Consider the following 18,267-nt stretch of genomic DNA (forward strand, 5'->3'; position numbering starts at 1 on the left):
ACGTTAACTCTGGCGGGAATGTGAAGAAATCTGACGACAACGACAAGTGGATTTATTATCTTGAATCCGCGATGTCTTCCATTTCCTCCCGCCGCTCACTCGATTCGGAAGCTGGGCGATGACCTACGCGATGACGAGGCAGGGGCCCGCCGTCATCTGTCCGCAGCCCGTCGTGGCCGACGCGGCCATGGAGGTCCTCGGCCTTGGCGGTAACGCGGTCGACGCCGTGGTCGCCGGCATGGCGGTGCAAGGCGTGGTCGACCCGCTCATGTGCGGTCTGGGCGGCTACGGCGTGATGACGGTGCACGAGGCATCGACCCGACGCAACACCGTCCTCGACTTCTTCGCCCGCGCCCCGCTCGCCGTCGAGGAAGGCAAGTCGGCCGACGTTCTGCAACGCGAATTCACCTACGACTACGGGTTTGTCGTCGAAGGCGGTCACAACGAGATCGGCCACCGCAGTGTCGCCACCCCCGGCACCGTCGCAGGCATGGCCAGGGCCCTCGAGATGTTCGGCACCATGCCGTGGAGTGCGGTACTCGAACCCGCCGCGGCGCTGGCAGAAGAGGGTTTCGCCCTCACCGAGGCGCAACGCGTCTCCTGGTATTCCGACGACGGCCCCGACAAGCCCGGCGGTTTGGCGCGCATGGCGTATTCCGAAACCGGCCGCGCGCTCTACACCGATGACGGCAAACCGCTGCCCCTCGGCCATCGGGTCAGCAATCGCGACCTCGCCAATACCCTGCGCCACCTGATGGGTAAGGGTGCCGCGGACTTCTACCGCGGCGAGCTGGCCGAGGCCATGGTCGGCGATCTTGCTGCGCACGAAAGTTTACTGCGGACAGAAGATTTCGAAGAGTATTCGGTGTCGGAGAATCCGCCGCTGACGACGACCTACCGGGACACCACACTGGCCTTCCCGGGGTTTCCGGCAGGCGGCGTGAGCATCCTGGCGGCGCTGAACCTGATCGCCGTGCTGCAGCCCGACGACGTGCCGGACTGGCCGACCACCGACGCCATCACCGCCGTCGCGCAGGCACTCCAGGGCGCCTTGGAAGACAAGTTCACATACCTGGCCGGAAGCCGCGACACCGAGATACCGGTGCAATACCTGGTGTCCCGTGACTACGCACGACAGCGCACACTTACCTCCGTCGGTGTGGCCGACGAAGGGTCGATGCGAGCGCTCGACGACGAACCCCCCTCGACCACCCACATCGCTGTGGTCGACCGCGACGGCAACGCCGCGTCGGCGACGCACACGCTCGCGTCGGGCAGCGGCGTCATCTCGCCCGGGCTGGGCTTCATGTTCAACAATTTCATGCACGGCTACGATCCCCGGCCCGGAAAGTGGAATTCCTTGCGGCCAGGGGCAACTCGTCCCGCGTCGATGTCACCTGGGCTTGCTTTCGACGGTGCAGGCGAACTGATCGGAGTTCTGGGCGCCTCCGGTTCCACCCGCATTGTCACCGCGTTGGTCCAGGTCATCTCCCATCTGGTGGACCGGCGGTGGGACCCCTGGCATGCGGTCGGCGCGCCGCGCATCAACGTCCAACTCGACGGCAAGGTGCAGTGCGAGGGCCGCATCCCCACGCCGGTGGTCCGCGCGATCGAGGCCTCCGGCAGACAGGTCTTGCGTCATCTCCGCAATTACGACCCGTACTTCGGCAAGGTCCACGTGCTGTGGCGTACCGATGGCGAGGCCCGGTGGGAAGGCGCCGCCGATCCCCGCGGCGACGGCGGCCTCGCACTCGTCGGCCAGGAGGTGGTCCGGTGATGAACCGCAACGCATTTGGCGCCGTGTGTGCCGTACTGCTCGTGGCGACCGCATGCGCCGATCCGGAAGCGTCGCGTACCTCCTCCCCCGACGCGAACGCCGAAGCGGTAGTGGCAGGCACGATGACGGAGGTCTGCGAGGCCGCCCGGCAGGAGGGCGAGCTCGTCTCGTGGAACAGCGAGAATCCCGAAGCGTTCCAGAAGATCTTCGACGAATTCTCGAAGACCTACCCCGGCATCAAACTCACCTCGGTCGAGGTCCGGCCCGACGACCTGGTGCAGAAGATGGTCACCGAGGCCGACGCCGGACACCGCAGCGAGGTCGACGCGATCTCGATCATGATGGACAAGTCCGGGCCGCTTTTCGACCATCACTTGATCAACACCGCCATCGATTTCACCAAGCTTGGTGTGCAACCGAAGTACATCTCCGACCAGAACGCGGTTCGCACAGAGCGAATCGCGATCGGACTGACCTACAACACCGACCAAGTGGCCGCATCGGAGTTGCCCAATACCTGGGACGAACTCGTCAACGCGAAGTGGCAGGGCAAGGTCGTCGTCGACCCGCGGGGCGATCAACTGCAATTGCTGGCCATCGTCTGGGGCAAGGACCCAACGGTCGACTATGTCAATCGGCTGCGCAGGACAGTGCAGCCGCAGATCGTGCAGGGTGCCACCGCGGGGATCCTGACGGTCGCCAGCGGCGAGAACAAGATCACGACCAACGGCCCGTCTGCCGAGACCGCCGAACAGCAGGCGAAGGGCGCACCCGTCGCAATCAAGTACCTCGATGTGGTTCCCGCCGTTGACTATTACACCGCCGTCCCCGTCGGCGCACGGCATCCCAATGCAGGTGCCTGCTTCACCGCGTGGCTGAACAGTGATCCAGGACGGCAGGCCAAAGAGCGATATGCCTTCAAAGCCAACGACGACCTTCCGCCCGCGGCGGGCAACGCCCAGCTCGCGGTGATCACCAACGCCGACGAAGCAGCCGAGGTCGCCGACACCGTCGCCCAAATCAGTGCCGTGTGGGCGGGCCGGAGTTGACAGATGTGTCCCCGAAGTAGCGATTACCCCCGGAGGTTGACATGACAATTGTGAAGGGCCGCAAGGCCTATGCCGCGCTGTTCTGCGCCGGCCTGGTGATCGCAACCGGGTGCAGCGATCCGGAAGAGCGGATGGACGATCCGTCCAAGGCCGCGAATTCGGCTGACGCTGTGGTGGCGGGGTCACTGGAGGAGGTGTGTGCGGCCGCCGAGAAGGAGGGCGAGCTCGTCTCGTGGAACAGCGAAGACCCCGAAGCGTACGAGAAGATCTTCGCCGAATTCGCAAAGACCTATCCCGGCATCAAACTCACCTCGGTCGAGGTCCGGCCCGATGACCTGGTGCAGAAGCTCGTCACCGAGGCGCAGGCCGGGCACGCAAGCGGCGTCGACGCCATCTCGGTCACCATGGACAAGGCAGGACCGCTGCTCGACGACAACCTGATCAACACCGATATCGACTACACGAAGATGGGTGTCGACCCCAACCACATCGGTGACGGCAACACGGTCCGCACTGAGCGCATTGCAATCGGCTTGACCTACAACACCGATCAGGTCTCCGATTCAGAGGTGCCCAGCACGTGGGAGCAACTGGTCGACCCGAAGTGGGAGGGCAAGGTCGTGGTCGATCCCCGTGGCGACCCACTGCAGTTGCTGGCCATCGTCTGGGGCGAGGACAAGACCGTCGACTATGTCACCAAGTTGAGCCAGACGGTCAAGCCGCAGATCGTGCAGGGCGCCACCGCCGGCCTGTTGACCGTCGCCAGCGGCGAGAACAAGATCACGACCAACGGTCGCTCCGCAGAAACCGCCGAACAGCAGGCCAAGGGCGCACCCGTGAAGATCAAGTACCTCGATGTCGTTCCGGCAGTTGACTACTACACCGCCGTGCCCGTCGGTGCACCGCACCCCAATGCCGGCGCCTGCTGGGCCGCCTGGCTGAACAGCGATGCCGGCCGTAAAGCCAAGCAGGAATACGCATTCAAGGGCAACGTGGATCTACCGGAGGAAGCGGCGGCGGGTCAGTTGGCGGCGATCGAGGAACCCGCGGAGTCGGTTCTGGTCGCCAACACCGCAGAGAAGATCAGCGCCGTGTGGGCCGGCAGGAACCAATGATCAAGATCGATGGGCTGCACAAGCGCTATCCGGACCAGGGCGCGACCGTCGCCGCTGTCGACGGCGTGTCCTTCGAGGTGGCGCAGGGCGAGCTCTACACGCTGCTCGGACCGAGCGGCTGCGGCAAGACCACCACCCTGCGCTGTGTGGCCGGCCTCGAGCGGCCCGACTCCGGGACCATCCGACTCGGCGACGCCGAGGTGTTCTCGGCGTCGCGTTTAGTGCCGACGCACAAGCGGGATCTCGGCATGGTCTTCCAGAGCTACGCCATCTGGCCGCACATGACGGTGTTCGAGAATGCGGCGTTTCCACTGCGGGTGGCGGGGCGCCGCAATCGGGCCAAGATCGACGAGGCGGTCGGCGAAGCGCTTTCGCTTGTCGGGCTCTCCGGTTACGAGAGCCGGATGGCGACACAGCTCTCCGGTGGCCAGCAGCAACGGCTTTCGCTGGCCCGCGCGCTCGTTCGCCGTCCTGCCGTGCTGCTTCTGGACGAGCCGCTGTCGAATCTGGACGCCAAGCTGCGCGAGCACATGCGTCAGGAGATCCGGCAACTCCAGCAGCGGCTGAAGATCACCACGCTGTTCGTCACCCACGACCAGATCGAGGCGCTTGCCATGTCCGATCGGGTGGCGGTGCTGCGCGACGGCAAGATCGAGCAGGAAGCCAGCCCGAAGGACATCTACAACGCGCCAACCTCGGAGTTCGTCGCCAACTTCGTCGGTGCGACCAACATCGTGAAGGGCACGGTGCTGAAGTGGTCAGCCGAGTTCACCACGCTGGAAACGAAATTCGGTGAGCTGTACGCCGTTTCGGGCCCCGATCCGCTACCCGAGGGCAGCGAGGTTTCGGTGGCCATTCGGCCGGAGGACCTGCGGCTGGCAGAGCAGCCTGCCTCGTCGATCTCCATCGACCAGCGCAACGTCTGGCCGGTCGAAGTGATGTTCGCCTCGTTCACCGGCGCGATCACCGAGTTCAAGGTGGTCACCGAAAGCGGCCAGGACATCATCGTCCGTGGACCTTCACGCACGGCGATAGGTCAACGCCATGTCGTGATGTGCGCGGACCCGGCGGTGTGCCGAATCCTCCCGGACTCGAGGATCGACGCAGCCGTATGAACATGCTTCGGGGCCAGATCGGCCAGGTCGCCACCCGGCTCATCGTGTTGGTCGTCATGCTGTACCTGGTCGTGGTGCCGCTGGTCATCTTGATCCTGGCCAGTCTGCGCGACCCGGGCCGCGGATTGCCGTTCGGCCGCACCAGCTTCTGGTCGGCGGTCAACTACAAAGAGGTGTTCGCCAACGCGCGAACCTGGGAACTGGTCGCCAACACGATCGTGTTGAGCCTGGGCTCGCTGATGTTGGCGTTCGTTATCAGCATAATCGCGGCCTGGCTGGTGGAACGCACCAACTTACCGGCCCAGGGGTTCGCGTTCGTGATGATCATCGCGGGCATCGGCACGCCCGGGTTCATCTCCGCGATCGCATGGACGTTGCTCCTGAACCCCAGCAACGGCGTGCTGAATGTGTGGATTCGCAACATCTTCGGCCTCAGCGGCGACGGCCCGTTCAACATCTCCACGCTGCCCGGCATGATCCTGGTCGAGGGGCTCGGGCTCGTTCCCGTGACGTTCCTACTGCTCACCGCCGCGTTCCGCGCCCTGGACGTCTCGCTCGAGGACGCCGCGGGCGCCAGCGGGGCGCCACCACGGGTCGTCGCGCGCAAGGTCACCCTGCCGCTACTCACCCCCGCCATACTCTCGGCGTTCGTCTACCAGCTCGCCACCACGATCGAATCCTTCGACGTGCCAGTCACAATCGGGCTTCGCAACAACATCGTGGTGTTGTCGACCGAGATCTATCTGCAGGTGCAGCCCTCGACGGGGCTGCCGCAATACGGCCTTGCCAGCACCTACGGCATCCTGCTCATTGTCATCGTCCTGCTTCCACTCATTTACTACCAGCGGATCATCGGCCGCTCCGAGCGGTACGCGACGGTGTCGGGCAACGCCTACCGCAGCCGCCGCATCGAACTGAGCCTGCGCGCGAAGATCGCCGGCCTGACGTTCCTCGGCCTGTATGTGCTGTTCGAGTTCATCCTGCCCACCCTGATCCTGCTGTACACGAGCCTGCACCCGTTCTATTCGGTGCCGTCGTGGTCGGGCATCGCCAACAGTGGCCTCGACGCCTACCGCACCGTGATGGGCAGCACGCTGTTCACCCAATCACTGACCAACACCATGGTGGTGGCGGTGGTGACCGGCCTGGCGACGATGACGCTGGCCGCGTTGGTGTCGTGGATCATCGTGCGCAGCAAGACAAGTCTGCGCTCGGTGCTCGACGTGCTGGCGTTCATCCCGCACGCCATTCCCGCACTGGTGATCGGCCTTGCCATCGCGATGATCTATCTGTACGTCTCGATTCCGGTCTACGGCACGATCTGGATCATCGTCATCGCGCTGCTCACCCGCTATCTTTCCCTCGCGACCCGGCAGATGAACACCGGCATCGGCGCGATCAAGCAGGAGCTGGAAGAAGCCGGAACAGCAAGTGGTGCCTCGGCTTTCCAGACGTTCTGGCGAATCCTGGTGCCGTTGGCTCTGCCCTCCTATGTGAACGGGTTCCTGTTGGTGGCGCTCTTGAGCGTGAAGAACCTGTCGATCCCGCTCATTCTGGGCGGTGCGAACAGCAGCATGCTGGCCACGCTGGTGTGGAACCGCTGGGACAACGGTGATACCGCAGAGACGGGCGCGTTGTCGATCATCATGATCGTGATCACCCTGGTGCTCGGTGCGCTGTCGTTCGCCGCGGGCCGGTGGACACCGGGGCAACGGAAGTCCAAGCGGCAGAGGCGCTCCGACGATGCACCGCCGCCACCCGCCGACGCCGCTGAAGAACCGCAGAAGGCGTTGGCGGCGGTCGCCTACCAGTGACCGAAACCGCTCACGGCGACGCTTCGGTGGAAGCCGCCGCAACCGACGCGCAGCCGCGCCATCCACTGCGCAACCGCCGGTTCGTCGCCTACTGGTTGGCGGGCATTGTCTCGAACATCGGGACGTGGCTGCAGAGCGTGACCGCCGGCGTGGTCATTTACGAGGTGACCGGGTCGGCGCTGATGGTCGGCGTGCTGGGTTTCGCCAACTTCGTGCCGGTGTTCCTGCTCGCCCTGCCTGGCGGCTACCTCGCCGACCGCTACGGGCCGCGCGCGGTGATCATCGTCGCGCACGCGGTGGCGTTCGTCATCGGTGTGGTGCTGACCGTGTTGGCCTGCCTCGGTCTGGCCAACGCCGCGGTGCTGATCGCCACCGCAGCGCTGTTCGGCATCAGTTATGCGATCGCCAAACCCGCGCTCAGCTCGATGGTTCCGGCGTTGGTGCCCAAGGACATCCTGCCGAAAGCCACCGCGGTGAACACCCTGCAGTTCACCGTCGGGCAGATCGGCGGATCGCTGCTGTCGTCGGCGATCCTGGTCACCGCGGGCGCACCCTGGGCATTCGGCGTCAACTGTGTGAGCTTCCTCGGCCCCATCGCGGCGATGATCGTCATCGGTCCGATCGGCCGCAGCGCCAAACAGCGCAGGCAAGATCTCGAGGACAGTGACGGCGGCGCGCTGCGACTGGCGCGACGCACCCCACCGATGATCACACTGCTGCTGACCGTCGCCCTGGCCAACGCGGCGGTGGAGGGCCTGCGCACCCTGTCGCCGGCGTTCGTGACGCTCGGGCTGCACATCGATGTGTCACACTCCGGGTTGTTGATCGCCTCTTACAGCGGTGGGAGCCTCGCCGGCTTGTTGATCTTCGGAGGCGTCTACGCGCGGATCGGCGGTTTCCGAATGTTGTTGTGCGCGTTCGGGCTGACGGCAGTAGGCGCGGTCGCGCTGGGCACGACAACCCTGGTAACCGTGGCGGCGCTGGGCGCCGGCGTGATCGGCATCGGGTTCTCGTTCACGATCCCGGTTCTCAATTCGACACTGTTGTTGCTGTCGCCCGACGAGTACCGCGGACGGGTGATGTCGTTGTTCGCGATGGCGCACCTCGGCGTTCGCCCGGTGTGGTCACTGGCGGCTGGCGCAGTGACCAGCGCGCTCGGACCTCGCTGGGCATTGGGGGTTCTCGCGATCGTATCGGCCGTCACCCTTGCCGGGGTGCTGCGGCTGCGTGATGTCACCGAGCATCCCCCGGTGGGTGACGCCGTCAGTTGATACGCAATGGCCCGGTGGCCTTGTGCAAATCGGTTTTAGAGCACGCCGGCGGTCTTGCCCAGATGGATGTAGTGCTCCCAGACCTTGGCGGGCCGATGGCCGCCACGTCCGTAGCTTTCACCGACGAGCCTGACCTCCTCGGCCGTCAGGGGCAACAGCTTTCCGCCCGCCTGGGTGGCCGCGAGCAGGGTCCTGGCGTTCTCCTCCAGATCGAGGCAGTCCATGAAGAGGACGTCGAAGCGGTTGGCCACCAACACGGTTCCGTGTGACCGCAGGAGGCAGGCGTCCGAGTCACCGAGGGTCCTGGCGACCGCGTCGCCCTGCTCGCGTGTGGTGATGTGCGTCGGATCGGGGTGAATGGGTAACCCGTTCGGGTGCTTGTAGGCGAAGTGGCGCATCGGCAGAAGCGGCGTGTTTACCATCGTGAAGGAGGTGGACAGCGTGGGGTGCCCGTGGCAGACCATGCCGACATCGGGACGCGCGCGATACACGCCGGTGTGGATGTCGGTCTCGGCGGGCGGCGGCACGTCGCCCTCGACAAGTTCGCCGTCGAGGTTCACCACGAGCAGGTCGCGCGGTGAGAGCGCGGCGCGGCTCATGTCGCGCGGTTGGATGAGCACGTGGTCGGTGCCGGGAATTCTGGCGCTGACGTGGCCGCTGTAGTCCAAAATCCCGCTGAACACGAGGAGACGGGTGCACGTGACAAGGTCCTCGCGCAACTGCATGGTGGTGTCGACAGAGGTCATGCGCTTCCTTCTATCTGAGCTGTTCGGGCTATTCGGATGCGGAGACGGCGGTAGGAGGCCGCTGCGGCTCGACAAAGGCCTCGGGCCGCAGGAGCTCGGTCACCTGGTTGGGCGACAACAACTTCTGCTCGACCACCAACTCGGGTACCGCTCGGCCGGTCGCGAGGGCCAGTTTGGCGATTCTGGCGCCCTCGGTGTAGCCGATGAACGGGTTCAGCGCGGTGATCACGCCGATCGAGTTGACGACGGACTCATATAGCCGGTCCCTGTTCGCCGTGATGCCGATGACGCATTTGTCGATCAACGCCCCAGCGGCGGCCTCGAGATGTGTCAGGGATTTGAACAGGCTGTGCGCGATGATGGGTTCGAAGGCGTTCAGCTGCAGTTGGCCTGCTTCTGCGGCCATGGAGATCGTGACGTCGTTGCCGACGACCTCGAACGCCACCTGATTGACGGCTTCGGGGATCACCGGGTTCACCTTGCCCGGCATGATGCTCGAACCGGCCTGCACCTCAGGCAGATTGATCTCGTTTAAGCCCGCTCGCGGGCCCGACGACAGCAGCCGCAAGTCGTTGCAGATCTTCGACAATTTGAGCGCGGTGCGCTTCAGCACCCCGGACACCTGGACGAAGGCGCCGACGTCCTGGGTTGCCTCGACGAGGTCGCTGGCGGTGGCGAGCGACAGCCCGGTAAGCGCGCACAGCTTCCTACAGGCCAGTTCCGGATACCGGGGGTCGGCGTTGAGGCCGGTGCCGATCGCGGTGCCGCCGAGGTTGATCTCGGAAACCAATTGGCCGGCCTCGAGAAGCCGTTCGGCGTCCTCGGTGACCATGACGGCGTAGGTGCCGAACTCCTGCCCCAGCGTCATCGGAACCGCGTCCTGTAGCTGCGTGCGGCCCATCTTGACCACGTCACCGAACTCGACCGCCTTGGCGCGGAACGCCTTCGCCAGATCCAGTAACGTGGCGTGCAGCTGGGCAATCTGCATGCGCAGTGCCACCTTGATCGCCGTCGGATAGGTGTCGTTGGTGCTCTGGCCGAGGTTGACGTGGTCGAGCGGATGCAGATGCTGGTACTCGCCGCGGCAGTGCCCCATCAGCTCCAGAGCCCGGTTGGCGATGACCTCGTTGGCGTTCATGTTCGTCGAGGTACCCGCGCCGCCCTGTATGACGTCGACGACGAAGCTGTCGTGGAAGCGCCCATCCTGGATTTCCTCGCAGGCGCGCACGATCGCGTCGGCTCGTCGCGCATCCAGCAGGCCGAGATCGCGGTTCGCAAGCGCGGCAGCCTGTTTCACGGTCGCCAACGCGGCGACGAACTCGGGGTAGTTCGACACCGCAACCCCGCTGATCGCGAAGTTCTGCAGCGCCCGTGCAGTGTGCACGCCGTAGTAGACGTCGTCCGGCAGGGTCATCGACCCCAAGGAGTCGGCCTCGACCCGCATGGGTTTCAGCCGCGCAATCGGGGCAGTACTTCCTGACCCAGGAGCTTGATCTGCTCGAAGAACCGCTCGAACTTGAAGCGGAAGTCGAACACCAGGTGCTGGGTGCCGAGGTCCTGGAACTTCTTCACCTCGCCGACAACCTCATCGGGTGAACCCACGATCAGCTGGCCTTCAAGGTCTTCCACGGTCTCGAACTTGCCCGACGGCGGACGCACCGCGAACTTGGACTTGTTGGCCCATGCCAGCAGGCCCGGGATGTTGACGTACTTCAGCGCCTCGTCGCGGGTCTCCTCGATGCTGGTCGGTGGGATCACCGCGATCGTCGGCAACTCCCGGCCCTTCTTCTCCGACAACTCGCGCATGGTGTCGATCCGCTTGGCCATGGTCTGCAGGGAGATTCGACCCGGCATCCAGCCGTCGCAGAACTCGACCGCCAACCGCGCCGAGCGTGGAGTGGCGCCGCAGTACCAGAACGGCACCCGTCCGCCGACCGGCTTCGGTTCGATGGTGATGTCGTTGAACTTGAAGTTGTCGTCGGCATAGTCGACGTTGTTCTCGGTGAAGACCCGGCGCAGGATCTCTGCGTTCGAGCGCACCAACTCCACCCGGTCGCGATCGCCCCATTCGATGGCCTCGAACTCGTGGTCGAAGGTGCCTGCACCGAAGCCGAGGATCAATCGCGGACCGACCAATTGGGTGATCGTCCCGGCCATCAGCGCGGTCACCAGCGGGTGCCGGAACGGGATCAGCGACCCGGTGCCCAGCTCGATGCGTTCGGTGACCGCACCGATCGCCGTCAACGTGGTCAACGCGTCGTAGAACGTCCGGTTCGGCTTCTCCATTTCGCCGTGCGGCTCGAACACCAGATGGTCGCGCACCCACACCGAGTCGAAGCCGACGTCCTCGGCCAGCTTCGACCCTTCGAGGAGCTTTTCCCTGCTTGCGTGCTCACCGAAATGGGGCAGCAACAATCCGAACTTCATATCAGTTGTTTCCTCCGGAGGCGTTGGCGGTCGCGAGCCGCTTCTCTGATTCGGCGCCCGCGGTCGCGAGTCGGCCGTGTCCTGGGTCGCCGACGACGGATCCGTCGGCGAATACTTCTGTGCCCCTGACGAATGTGCGCTCGATCGCGGCGGTGATCTCACGGCCGTCGTAAGGGGTCCAACCGCACCTCGAGAGCACGCCGTCGTTGGAGATGGTCCACGGTGCGGCCATGTCGGCGACGACGAGGTCTGCGTCGGCGCCCACCTCGATGGTGCCCTTGATGCCCCGCAGACCGAAAGCTTCGGCCGGGCGCGTGGCGACCAGCGACACCGCTCGCTCGAGTGTGAGCTTGCCCCGGTTCACCGCGTCCAACAGCAGGGGGTAGTAGTACTGGATGCCCGGAGTACCGGTGTGGCAACTCCACATCTGCGTCCAGCCGATCTCCTTCTCCTCGCGCGTATGCGGCGCGTGATCGGATGAGCAGATGTCGATCGTGCCGTCGGTCATGCCTTCCCAGATGGCATTCCGGCCTTCATCGGGCACCCAGTAAGACAGTGCGTACGGTCCGAGGCGTTCCACGTCGTCCCATGTGGACAGGAACGGCCCCCAGTGGTTGACCTCGCAGGTAACGTCGATACCGGCGGCTTTCGCGCGGCGCACCGCCTCGATCGAGCGCTTGGTCTGCATGTGTGCGATATGGATCGGACAGCCGGACGCTTCCGCCAACCGCAGGCACACGTCGATCGCGGTGTCCCAAATGACGCCTGAGCGTGCGGCATACGCCGATGCGTAACCCTGCGGGGTGTTTTCGCCGCGCGCCAGATACTCGCCCTCGATGTAATCCATCAGCGCCTGGTCGTGCGGGTGGATGATGAATCGCTTACCGGTCTTGGCGATCAGATCCATCATCTTCAACAGGTGCCCGTGGTCGTGCATGCCGGTGCCCGCGGGGTGCGGATAGGTACGTCCGGTGTCGACGACCATGTAGATCTTGAAGGCGCACACGCCCATTTCGGCCATGGGCTGGATCTGGTCGTAGTTGGTGGGGGCGGGGTTGTGGTTGTAGTCGACGATGGAAGTCCGGCCGTACCGGTCGAATACGTCGTTCAGCGTTTCGACGTCGTTGGTGGGCGGGTTCAGATTCGGCATCCCGAAGATCGTCGTCACTCCGCCGACGGCAGCCTGACGCGACGTGGTCTCGATGTCCTCCTTGTGCTCGAATCCCGGCTCGCGGGTGTGCACGTGCACGTCGACCATGCCGGGCAACACCAGCTTGCCGGTGACGTCGACGGTGCGGTCTGCCTCAGCGGGCACGCTGGGATGCACCAGGCCGACGATCTTCTCGTTGTCGACAAGCACGTCGGCCGTGACATTGCCCGCCGGCGTCGCCACCGTGCCGCCGCTCAACCTCAGATCGATGCTCATGCCCGTGCTCCTGTCGTTAGATTGGTCTGACCGTTGTGGCTTATTGTGCTGCGCACTACGAGATCGACTGGCTGCACGTGGATGTCGAACCATTCGACGATCCGCGGCGTGGTCTGCTCCCAGTACTGGTCGTAAGCGGCGTAGTGCGTGGTGTGGCGTTGGATGATGAGTTCCTTGGGGCCGGATGCGGCTGCGTACAGCGCTTCGGCGTGGTCGGTCGGCGTCGTCGCATCACCTTCGACACCGATCACCAGCAGCGGCGTCGTCAGGTTGGCGGCCGCGGCCAGCGGCTGGTAATTGAGGATCTCGTCGGCACATGCCAACGGCACATCGGTCGGAATGCGGCCGTCCACATCGGCTTTAACCTTGGTCGTCCGGCGCTCCGCCGACGGCACCATGATCTCCTCGCGGGGGTGCACCCGACGGCCTGCGCCCTCGATCACCCGCCGCTTGCGGTCGGCCTCCAATTCGGAGAGGAATGCCAACCATTCGGATTCCGAACGCATCCGGTGCAGCCAGTCCCTGCCATCCGCAACGGGAACCTGGCTGACCGCGGCCTTGATGCGCGGGTCGGCCGCCGCCAGTAGCACCGCGTTGCCGCCACCGGTGCCACCGCTGCCGAAGACGCCGATGGCGTCGGCGACCACGTCGTCGCGGGTGGTCAGGTACGTGACGGCGTTGATCAGATCCTGCAACTGCCAGGCCGGCGAGATCATCCCCCGGTCGCCTTCGGAGTCGCCGAATCCGCGGTAGTCGAAGATCAGCACGCCGAACCCGGCTTCGGTGAGGGCCTCGTGGTAGCGCACGTAGAGCTTGGAGTCCTTGAGCCCCAACCACCCTGGGCCCTGGACGATCGCCCGGAACGGCCCGCCCCCCTGGTCGGAGGTGCGCCACAGGGCGTCTATTCGTTGACCTTCGCTATAGAAGGTGACGGGGGTGGTGCGCATGCCGCGGCTTCTCCTCCTCTACCTGAGGACCAGGTGCGTCTTCCATCTTATATACAAAATCCAAAATTCAAAACGTGGGGTTACCGCTTCTCGTCCGTTCTCTCTGGTTCAGCGCTGTCCGTCGGCTGTTCTGCGCTGTCCGTCGAGGCCGTAATGGACTGCAAGTCACGCTGGACCCCCGCGACGCGGCGCGCGACGGCGGCGCCAACCACGCTCAATCCGGCGAAGGCGAAGAACGTCTGCGGGATCGACAACGCCAGCGTGACAGCGCCGAACAGCAAGGGCGAGGTGAATTTTCCGATGTTGCGAACGGTGCCGGTCAACCCGATATACGCCATCCGCGTACCGGTTGGCGCCATCTCGTTGGCCAAGACGTTGTGCGCCACCCCATAGATGCCGTCTTGAATTCCGTAGAGCAGCAAGCCGATCGCCACCACCGCTGCTGCGCCTGCCCATCCGATGAGGACGAGGCTGATCGCGATGAGCAGCATGCAGCCGAAGATCATTTCCGACGACCGCCAGCGAGAAGCCAACTTCTCCGACAACAGGGCCGTCACGGCCGACAACGCGCCGCACGCGCCGACCAGCCAACCGACCGTCGCCGCCGACATGCCGACCTGATCGACCGCGAGCACCGGCGTGTAGGTCAGCACCGCGAACTTGAAGATGAAGCGTGCCGCGGCCAGGATCTGCACACCGACGATCGCCGGCGCCTTCCACACCGACACCTTGGCGGCGTCGCCTGCCTTGCGCGGCTCGTCTTGGCGATCCTTGAGCACAAACCACGCGACGACGGCCAGCGGAAGAGTCAACAGCTGTGTGGCGAACGGCGCGAACCACGACACCGCCAACAACATGCCGCCGATCACCGGGAACACCGATTCCGATGCGGCCATCGCCACGATGCGCCGGCTCTGATCGCGATGGGCGGCCCGCCCCGACAGGGCGGCCGACCCGATGATGCCGACCGTGATGGACTGCAACGCCCCGAACACGATGCCTTGGACGAACCGCACGGCCAGCAGGGTGCCGAGATCGTGTGCGAACAACAGCAGCAGGCCGCCCAGACCGAAGACGGTGAGTCCACCGACCACTACCTTGCGCGGTCCGATCCGCTCGGTCAGCACGCCCGCGGCGAACGCCGAGAACACACCGGGCAACAGGTAAACGCTTGTGATGAGGCCGACTTGGAAGTTGTCGAGGCCGAAGTGGTCGCGGATGGCCGGGATCGCCGGAACGATGCCCTGCATGCCGGATGTGATGAAACCGGCGGTCAGCGCGGCCACCCAGACTGTCGCACCCACACCCGGCGGACGTTGCGCACGCGTGTCGGAGCGCACCATTTCTCCCCCTTACCTCCTTCGGCGATGTCCCGTGCGGCCTCTAGTAGGACAGCAACAGACCGCCCTCCAGCGGAACATCCAGTACTGTGTGAAAAACGAGATAGAGCGTCACGCACGAAATCACTGTCGTCGCAACGGTCGTCAGCCAACGTTCCTTCGTGACCAGGCGCAGGAACAACACGAAGATCACCGGCACGGCGACTTCCATCCCGAACAGGATGATCCCCGCCAGCAGGCCGACCACCAGCATCAGGCTGATCCGCAGACGACGTGCCATGTCGTGGGCCTGCACTTCGTCGGCAGACTCGATCGACGTGGCGACGGACGACGCCTCTTCTGCGGTGCTCACCTTCACGCCTTCGGCGACGACGGCGTCGTCGGCAGGCGGTCGCGGCCCAGACGCTTCCTGCATAGGTCGATGCTCCTGGGCCTCAATCTGTTCGACAGCTTCCTGCTTTAAGTGAGCGACAACCTCTTCCATGCCGCCGCCGTCGGCGATCACCCCGCCTGCCCGCTGCCGCAGTGATGGGACCAATGCGATCGCGAAGTACACAGCGACAAGCACAACGAGCGCACCCGCCGTGATCATGGGGAAGGTTCTGCCCTTGTCACTGAAGTCGACGGCCATCATCAGCGCAGCCAGCGCAACGACGCCGAACGCTCCCATCACTGCCAATGCCCAGGGCCGCGTTGCGGATTCGACGCCGCGGGCGACCTGCTCGGCATCGCGGGCACTGGCCCTGCGGGTCGAGATGACCTCGTAGACGAGCACCGCGACGGTCAGCACCATCAGCGCAACGGAGATCGGCCGGGTGAAGAAGCCGCTGATGCCGCCGTAGGACGACAGCGTCTGCAGATAGGACTTCTCGACCAGGGGCCCGAGGATGAAGCCGAGGATCACCGGGATCAACGGCATCCCGATCGTCCGCATGGCATACGCCGTGAGCCCGAAGGCGATCGACACGATGACATCCGTCGTGCTGAGGTTGAGGGCATACGCGCCGATCACGGCCAGCATCAACACGAACGGCGAGAGGATGCCGGGCTTGATCCGCGTGATCTGCAGTAGTTGCGGTCCGAACATCAGGCCGAGCGCGGAGGTGAAGAAACTGGCCGCACTCAACACGATGATCGCGATCCAGACGATGTCGGGGCTCTCCCTGATCAGGTTGGGTCCGGGCGTCAGTCCGTGAATCACCATGGCGCCCATCACGACCGCCCAGTCGGAGCTGCCGGGGATGCCGAACGCGAGGCTGGGCAGCGCCGCTCCTGAGTCCTTGGCGTCGTTGGACGCTTCGGGCGCCAGCACACCGCGCGGGTCTCCGTAGCCGAACCGCGGATTCTTGCACGTCCTGGCCGCCTGGAAGTAGGCCAGGAACGCGGCGACGGTGCCGCCGACGGCGGGCACCAACCCGATGCCGGTGCCGATAAGAGAGCTGCGAATCAGCAGGAACGGCTGTTTGATCGTGAACAGCACGCCCTCGAAGATCTGCTTGTGGCCGATCTTCATACCCGAAATGCCCTTGGCAACACTTTGGTTGGTCCGCAGCAGGTCGAGCGCCTCGGTGACCGCGAACATGCCGACCAAGACGATGACCACGTCGAAGCCGTTGTAGAGCGACGGCTGGTCGAAGGCGTACCTGACGTCTCCGCCGACGGGCGCGAACCCGACGAACGAGAACAGCACGCCCAGAAGGCCGGCGACGACTCCTTTGAACATCGACCCGCGGGATGCCATCGCGATCACGGTCAGCCCGAACACCGCCAGCATAGTGAATTCCGGGAACGAGAACGACAGCACCAACGGGCGCACCACCGGGATGAGCGCGATCAGCAGCACGGTGCCGATGAAAGAGCCGAGAAAAGAGGATGTCGCCGAGATGCCGATGGCGAATCCGCCGCGGCCCTGCCGCGCGAGCGGATAGCCGTCGAGCGTGGTCGCTGCGCTGGGTGATGACCCTGGCACGTTCAGCAGGATGGCCGTGACGGACCCGCAGAATGACTGGCCGGCCAGCGCCGCGATGAACAGGCCCATCGCGGTGTGCGTGTCCATGTTGTAGGTGAACGGGATCATCAACGCGATGCCCACCGAACCACCGAGTCCCGGCAGCAGTCCGGTGAGCATGCCGTTGGCGCAGCCGATCAGAAACGCGATCAGGAAGCCCCAATTGGCCATCGACGACACCGCGTCGGGCAGCCCACTGAGAAATGACATGACTTGGGGCTCAGTTCGACAACGTCGGGACGAGTTCCTTCATCTGCGCGACCTGTTTCTTCATCACCTCGGTGGCGGCCTTCCAGTCGCGCGGAATGATCGGGCGCTTGGCGGTTTTCGCCCACTCCGCGAACTCAGGGCTGGTCATCGCCTTGTAGGTGGCGTCCCGCAGATAGGTGGCCACGTTGTCGGGCAACTCCGGCGGGGCCACGATCAGCCGCAGCTCGGTCACCGCCCCGCTGAGGTCTTCGAAGCCCTTGGACTCCGCACTCGGGACGTCCTTGAGCCAGGGCAACGTCTGGGGGCGCTGGTCTTCGGTGCCGAGGAACAGCAGCGGCCTGATGTCGCCCGACTCGACGAAGCCGGTCAAGTCGGTGGATCCGTAGACGATGAAATCCGCGTCCCCGCGCAGCAATCCGGTCACCACGTCGGCGGAGCCTTCGGCCCCGTAGGTGACCGTCGCGTCCAGGCCGAGCGCCTTGATGGTGGCCAAGCCCGCAAGCGCCGAGGACGAACCCTCTTCGACGGTCAGGGAGCGCAGCCCCTTCTTGTTGATCAGGTCCTCGATCGAGTGATACGGCGAATCCGCCGCGACGTAGACCACATAGGCGTTTTCGTCGACGCTGCCCAGCACGGTGAACTTCTCGGTGTCCCACTTGGCCAGGTCGGGGTCCTGGATCTGCTGCGCTATCGCGGCGGGCATCGGCAGAATACCGATGGTCGTGCCGTCCGGCTTGGCGGTGTACTCCTGTGTAATGCCTTGCGGCAGCGGCGGCATGTTGCGGATCACCACACTGACCCCGTCGGGCAACTGCGTCTTCTGCATGGCTTCGGCGACGCCGCGCGAGTAGACGTCGAATCCTCCGCCGGGGCTGTACGGGACGATCCAGTCGATGTCCTTCTTGGGCGTCCAGTCCCCTTCGGAGTCGCCGGCCGATGAGGACTTCGATCCGCACCCGGCCACGGCGAGGCCCGCGACGAGTGCGACGGCGATGAGCCGGTGGAGCCGGTGCTTCATGATG

14 protein-coding genes are annotated in these 18,267 nt (G+C 64.8%); 6 read left to right on the forward strand and 8 right to left on the reverse strand.

Annotated elements, in window-relative coordinates; translation table 11 throughout:
• The first annotated feature begins 130 nt into the window (after positions 1–130).
• Genes CQY20_RS08820 through CQY20_RS08845 form a run of 6 tightly spaced genes read left to right on the forward strand, consistent with a single transcriptional unit; the run spans position 131 to position 8,141 of the window.
• The gene (locus tag CQY20_RS08820; protein ID WP_163700719.1) at positions 131–1,777 is read left to right on the forward strand and encodes a gamma-glutamyltransferase family protein; all 1,647 of its coding nucleotides are present in this window, start codon (positions 131–133) and stop codon (positions 1,775–1,777) included.
• The gene (locus CQY20_RS08825) at positions 1,777–2,826 is read left to right on the forward strand and encodes an ABC transporter substrate-binding protein (protein ID WP_097939699.1); all 1,050 of its coding nucleotides are present in this window, start codon (positions 1,777–1,779) and stop codon (positions 2,824–2,826) included. Before CQY20_RS08820 ends, CQY20_RS08825 begins: the two co-directional genes overlap by 1 nt.
• Positions 2,827–2,867: 41 nt before the next feature.
• The gene (locus tag CQY20_RS08830) at positions 2,868–3,941 is read left to right on the forward strand and encodes an ABC transporter substrate-binding protein (RefSeq protein ID WP_097939700.1); all 1,074 of its coding nucleotides are present in this window, start codon (positions 2,868–2,870) and stop codon (positions 3,939–3,941) included.
• Positions 3,938–5,056 carry an ABC transporter ATP-binding protein gene (locus CQY20_RS08835; protein ID WP_097939701.1) on the forward strand — a complete coding sequence of 373 codons (1,119 nt, stop codon included), beginning with the start codon at positions 3,938–3,940 and terminating at the stop codon, positions 5,054–5,056. Before CQY20_RS08830 ends, CQY20_RS08835 begins: the two co-directional genes overlap by 4 nt.
• Positions 5,053–6,870 carry an ABC transporter permease gene (locus tag CQY20_RS08840; RefSeq protein WP_097939702.1) on the forward strand — a complete coding sequence of 606 codons (1,818 nt, stop codon included), beginning with the start codon at positions 5,053–5,055 and terminating at the stop codon, positions 6,868–6,870. The genes CQY20_RS08835 and CQY20_RS08840 overlap by 4 nt, the downstream gene beginning before the upstream one ends.
• Entirely contained in the window at positions 6,867–8,141 is a 1,275-nt protein-coding gene (locus CQY20_RS08845) for an MFS transporter (protein ID WP_097939703.1), read from the forward strand. The genes CQY20_RS08840 and CQY20_RS08845 overlap by 4 nt, the downstream gene beginning before the upstream one ends.
• Before the next feature lie 35 nt (positions 8,142–8,176).
• Here the strand turns inward: CQY20_RS08845 and CQY20_RS08850 are convergent, their stop codons facing one another.
• The 8 genes from CQY20_RS08850 to CQY20_RS08885 all read right to left on the reverse strand — a co-directional run bounded on the left by CQY20_RS08850 (position 8,177) and on the right by CQY20_RS08885 (position 18,263).
• On the reverse strand, positions 8,177–8,887 hold the full coding sequence (locus tag CQY20_RS08850) for a class II aldolase/adducin family protein (RefSeq protein ID WP_097939704.1): 711 nt from the start codon (positions 8,885–8,887) through the stop codon (positions 8,177–8,179).
• A 28-nt stretch (positions 8,888–8,915) separates the two neighbouring features.
• Entirely contained in the window at positions 8,916–10,331 is a 1,416-nt protein-coding gene (locus CQY20_RS08855) for an aspartate ammonia-lyase (RefSeq protein ID WP_097939705.1), read from the reverse strand.
• A 5-nt stretch (positions 10,332–10,336) separates the two neighbouring features.
• Positions 10,337–11,314, reverse strand: a complete 978-nt coding sequence (locus CQY20_RS08860; protein ID WP_097939706.1) for an LLM class flavin-dependent oxidoreductase — start codon at positions 11,312–11,314, stop codon at positions 10,337–10,339.
• A gap of 1 nt (position 11,315) precedes the next feature.
• Positions 11,316–12,740 (reverse strand): dihydroorotase, encoded by a 1,425-nt coding sequence (locus CQY20_RS08865; protein ID WP_097939707.1) that lies wholly within the window; start codon positions 12,738–12,740, stop codon positions 11,316–11,318.
• Positions 12,737–13,687: an alpha/beta hydrolase gene (locus CQY20_RS08870; RefSeq protein ID WP_097939708.1), complete on the reverse strand. Its 951-nt coding sequence runs from the start codon at positions 13,685–13,687 to the stop codon at positions 12,737–12,739. Before CQY20_RS08870 ends, CQY20_RS08865 begins: the two co-directional genes overlap by 4 nt.
• 80 nt (positions 13,688–13,767) lie before the next feature.
• Complete coding sequence (locus tag CQY20_RS08875) at positions 13,768–15,030, reverse strand: MFS transporter (RefSeq protein WP_097939709.1); 1,263 nt, start codon at positions 15,028–15,030, stop codon at positions 13,768–13,770.
• A 40-nt stretch (positions 15,031–15,070) separates the two neighbouring features.
• A complete protein-coding gene (locus CQY20_RS08880) occupies positions 15,071–17,245 on the reverse strand; it encodes a tripartite tricarboxylate transporter permease (RefSeq protein ID WP_097939710.1) in 2,175 nt (724 codons plus the stop codon).
• A 10-nt stretch (positions 17,246–17,255) separates the two neighbouring features.
• Entirely contained in the window at positions 17,256–18,263 is a 1,008-nt protein-coding gene (locus CQY20_RS08885) for a Bug family tripartite tricarboxylate transporter substrate binding protein (protein WP_097939711.1), read from the reverse strand.
• Positions 18,264–18,267 lie beyond the last annotated feature (4 nt).

Source organism: Mycolicibacterium agri, assembly GCF_002553505.1.
Taxonomy (GTDB): Bacteria; Actinomycetota; Actinomycetes; order Mycobacteriales; family Mycobacteriaceae; genus Mycobacterium; species Mycobacterium agri.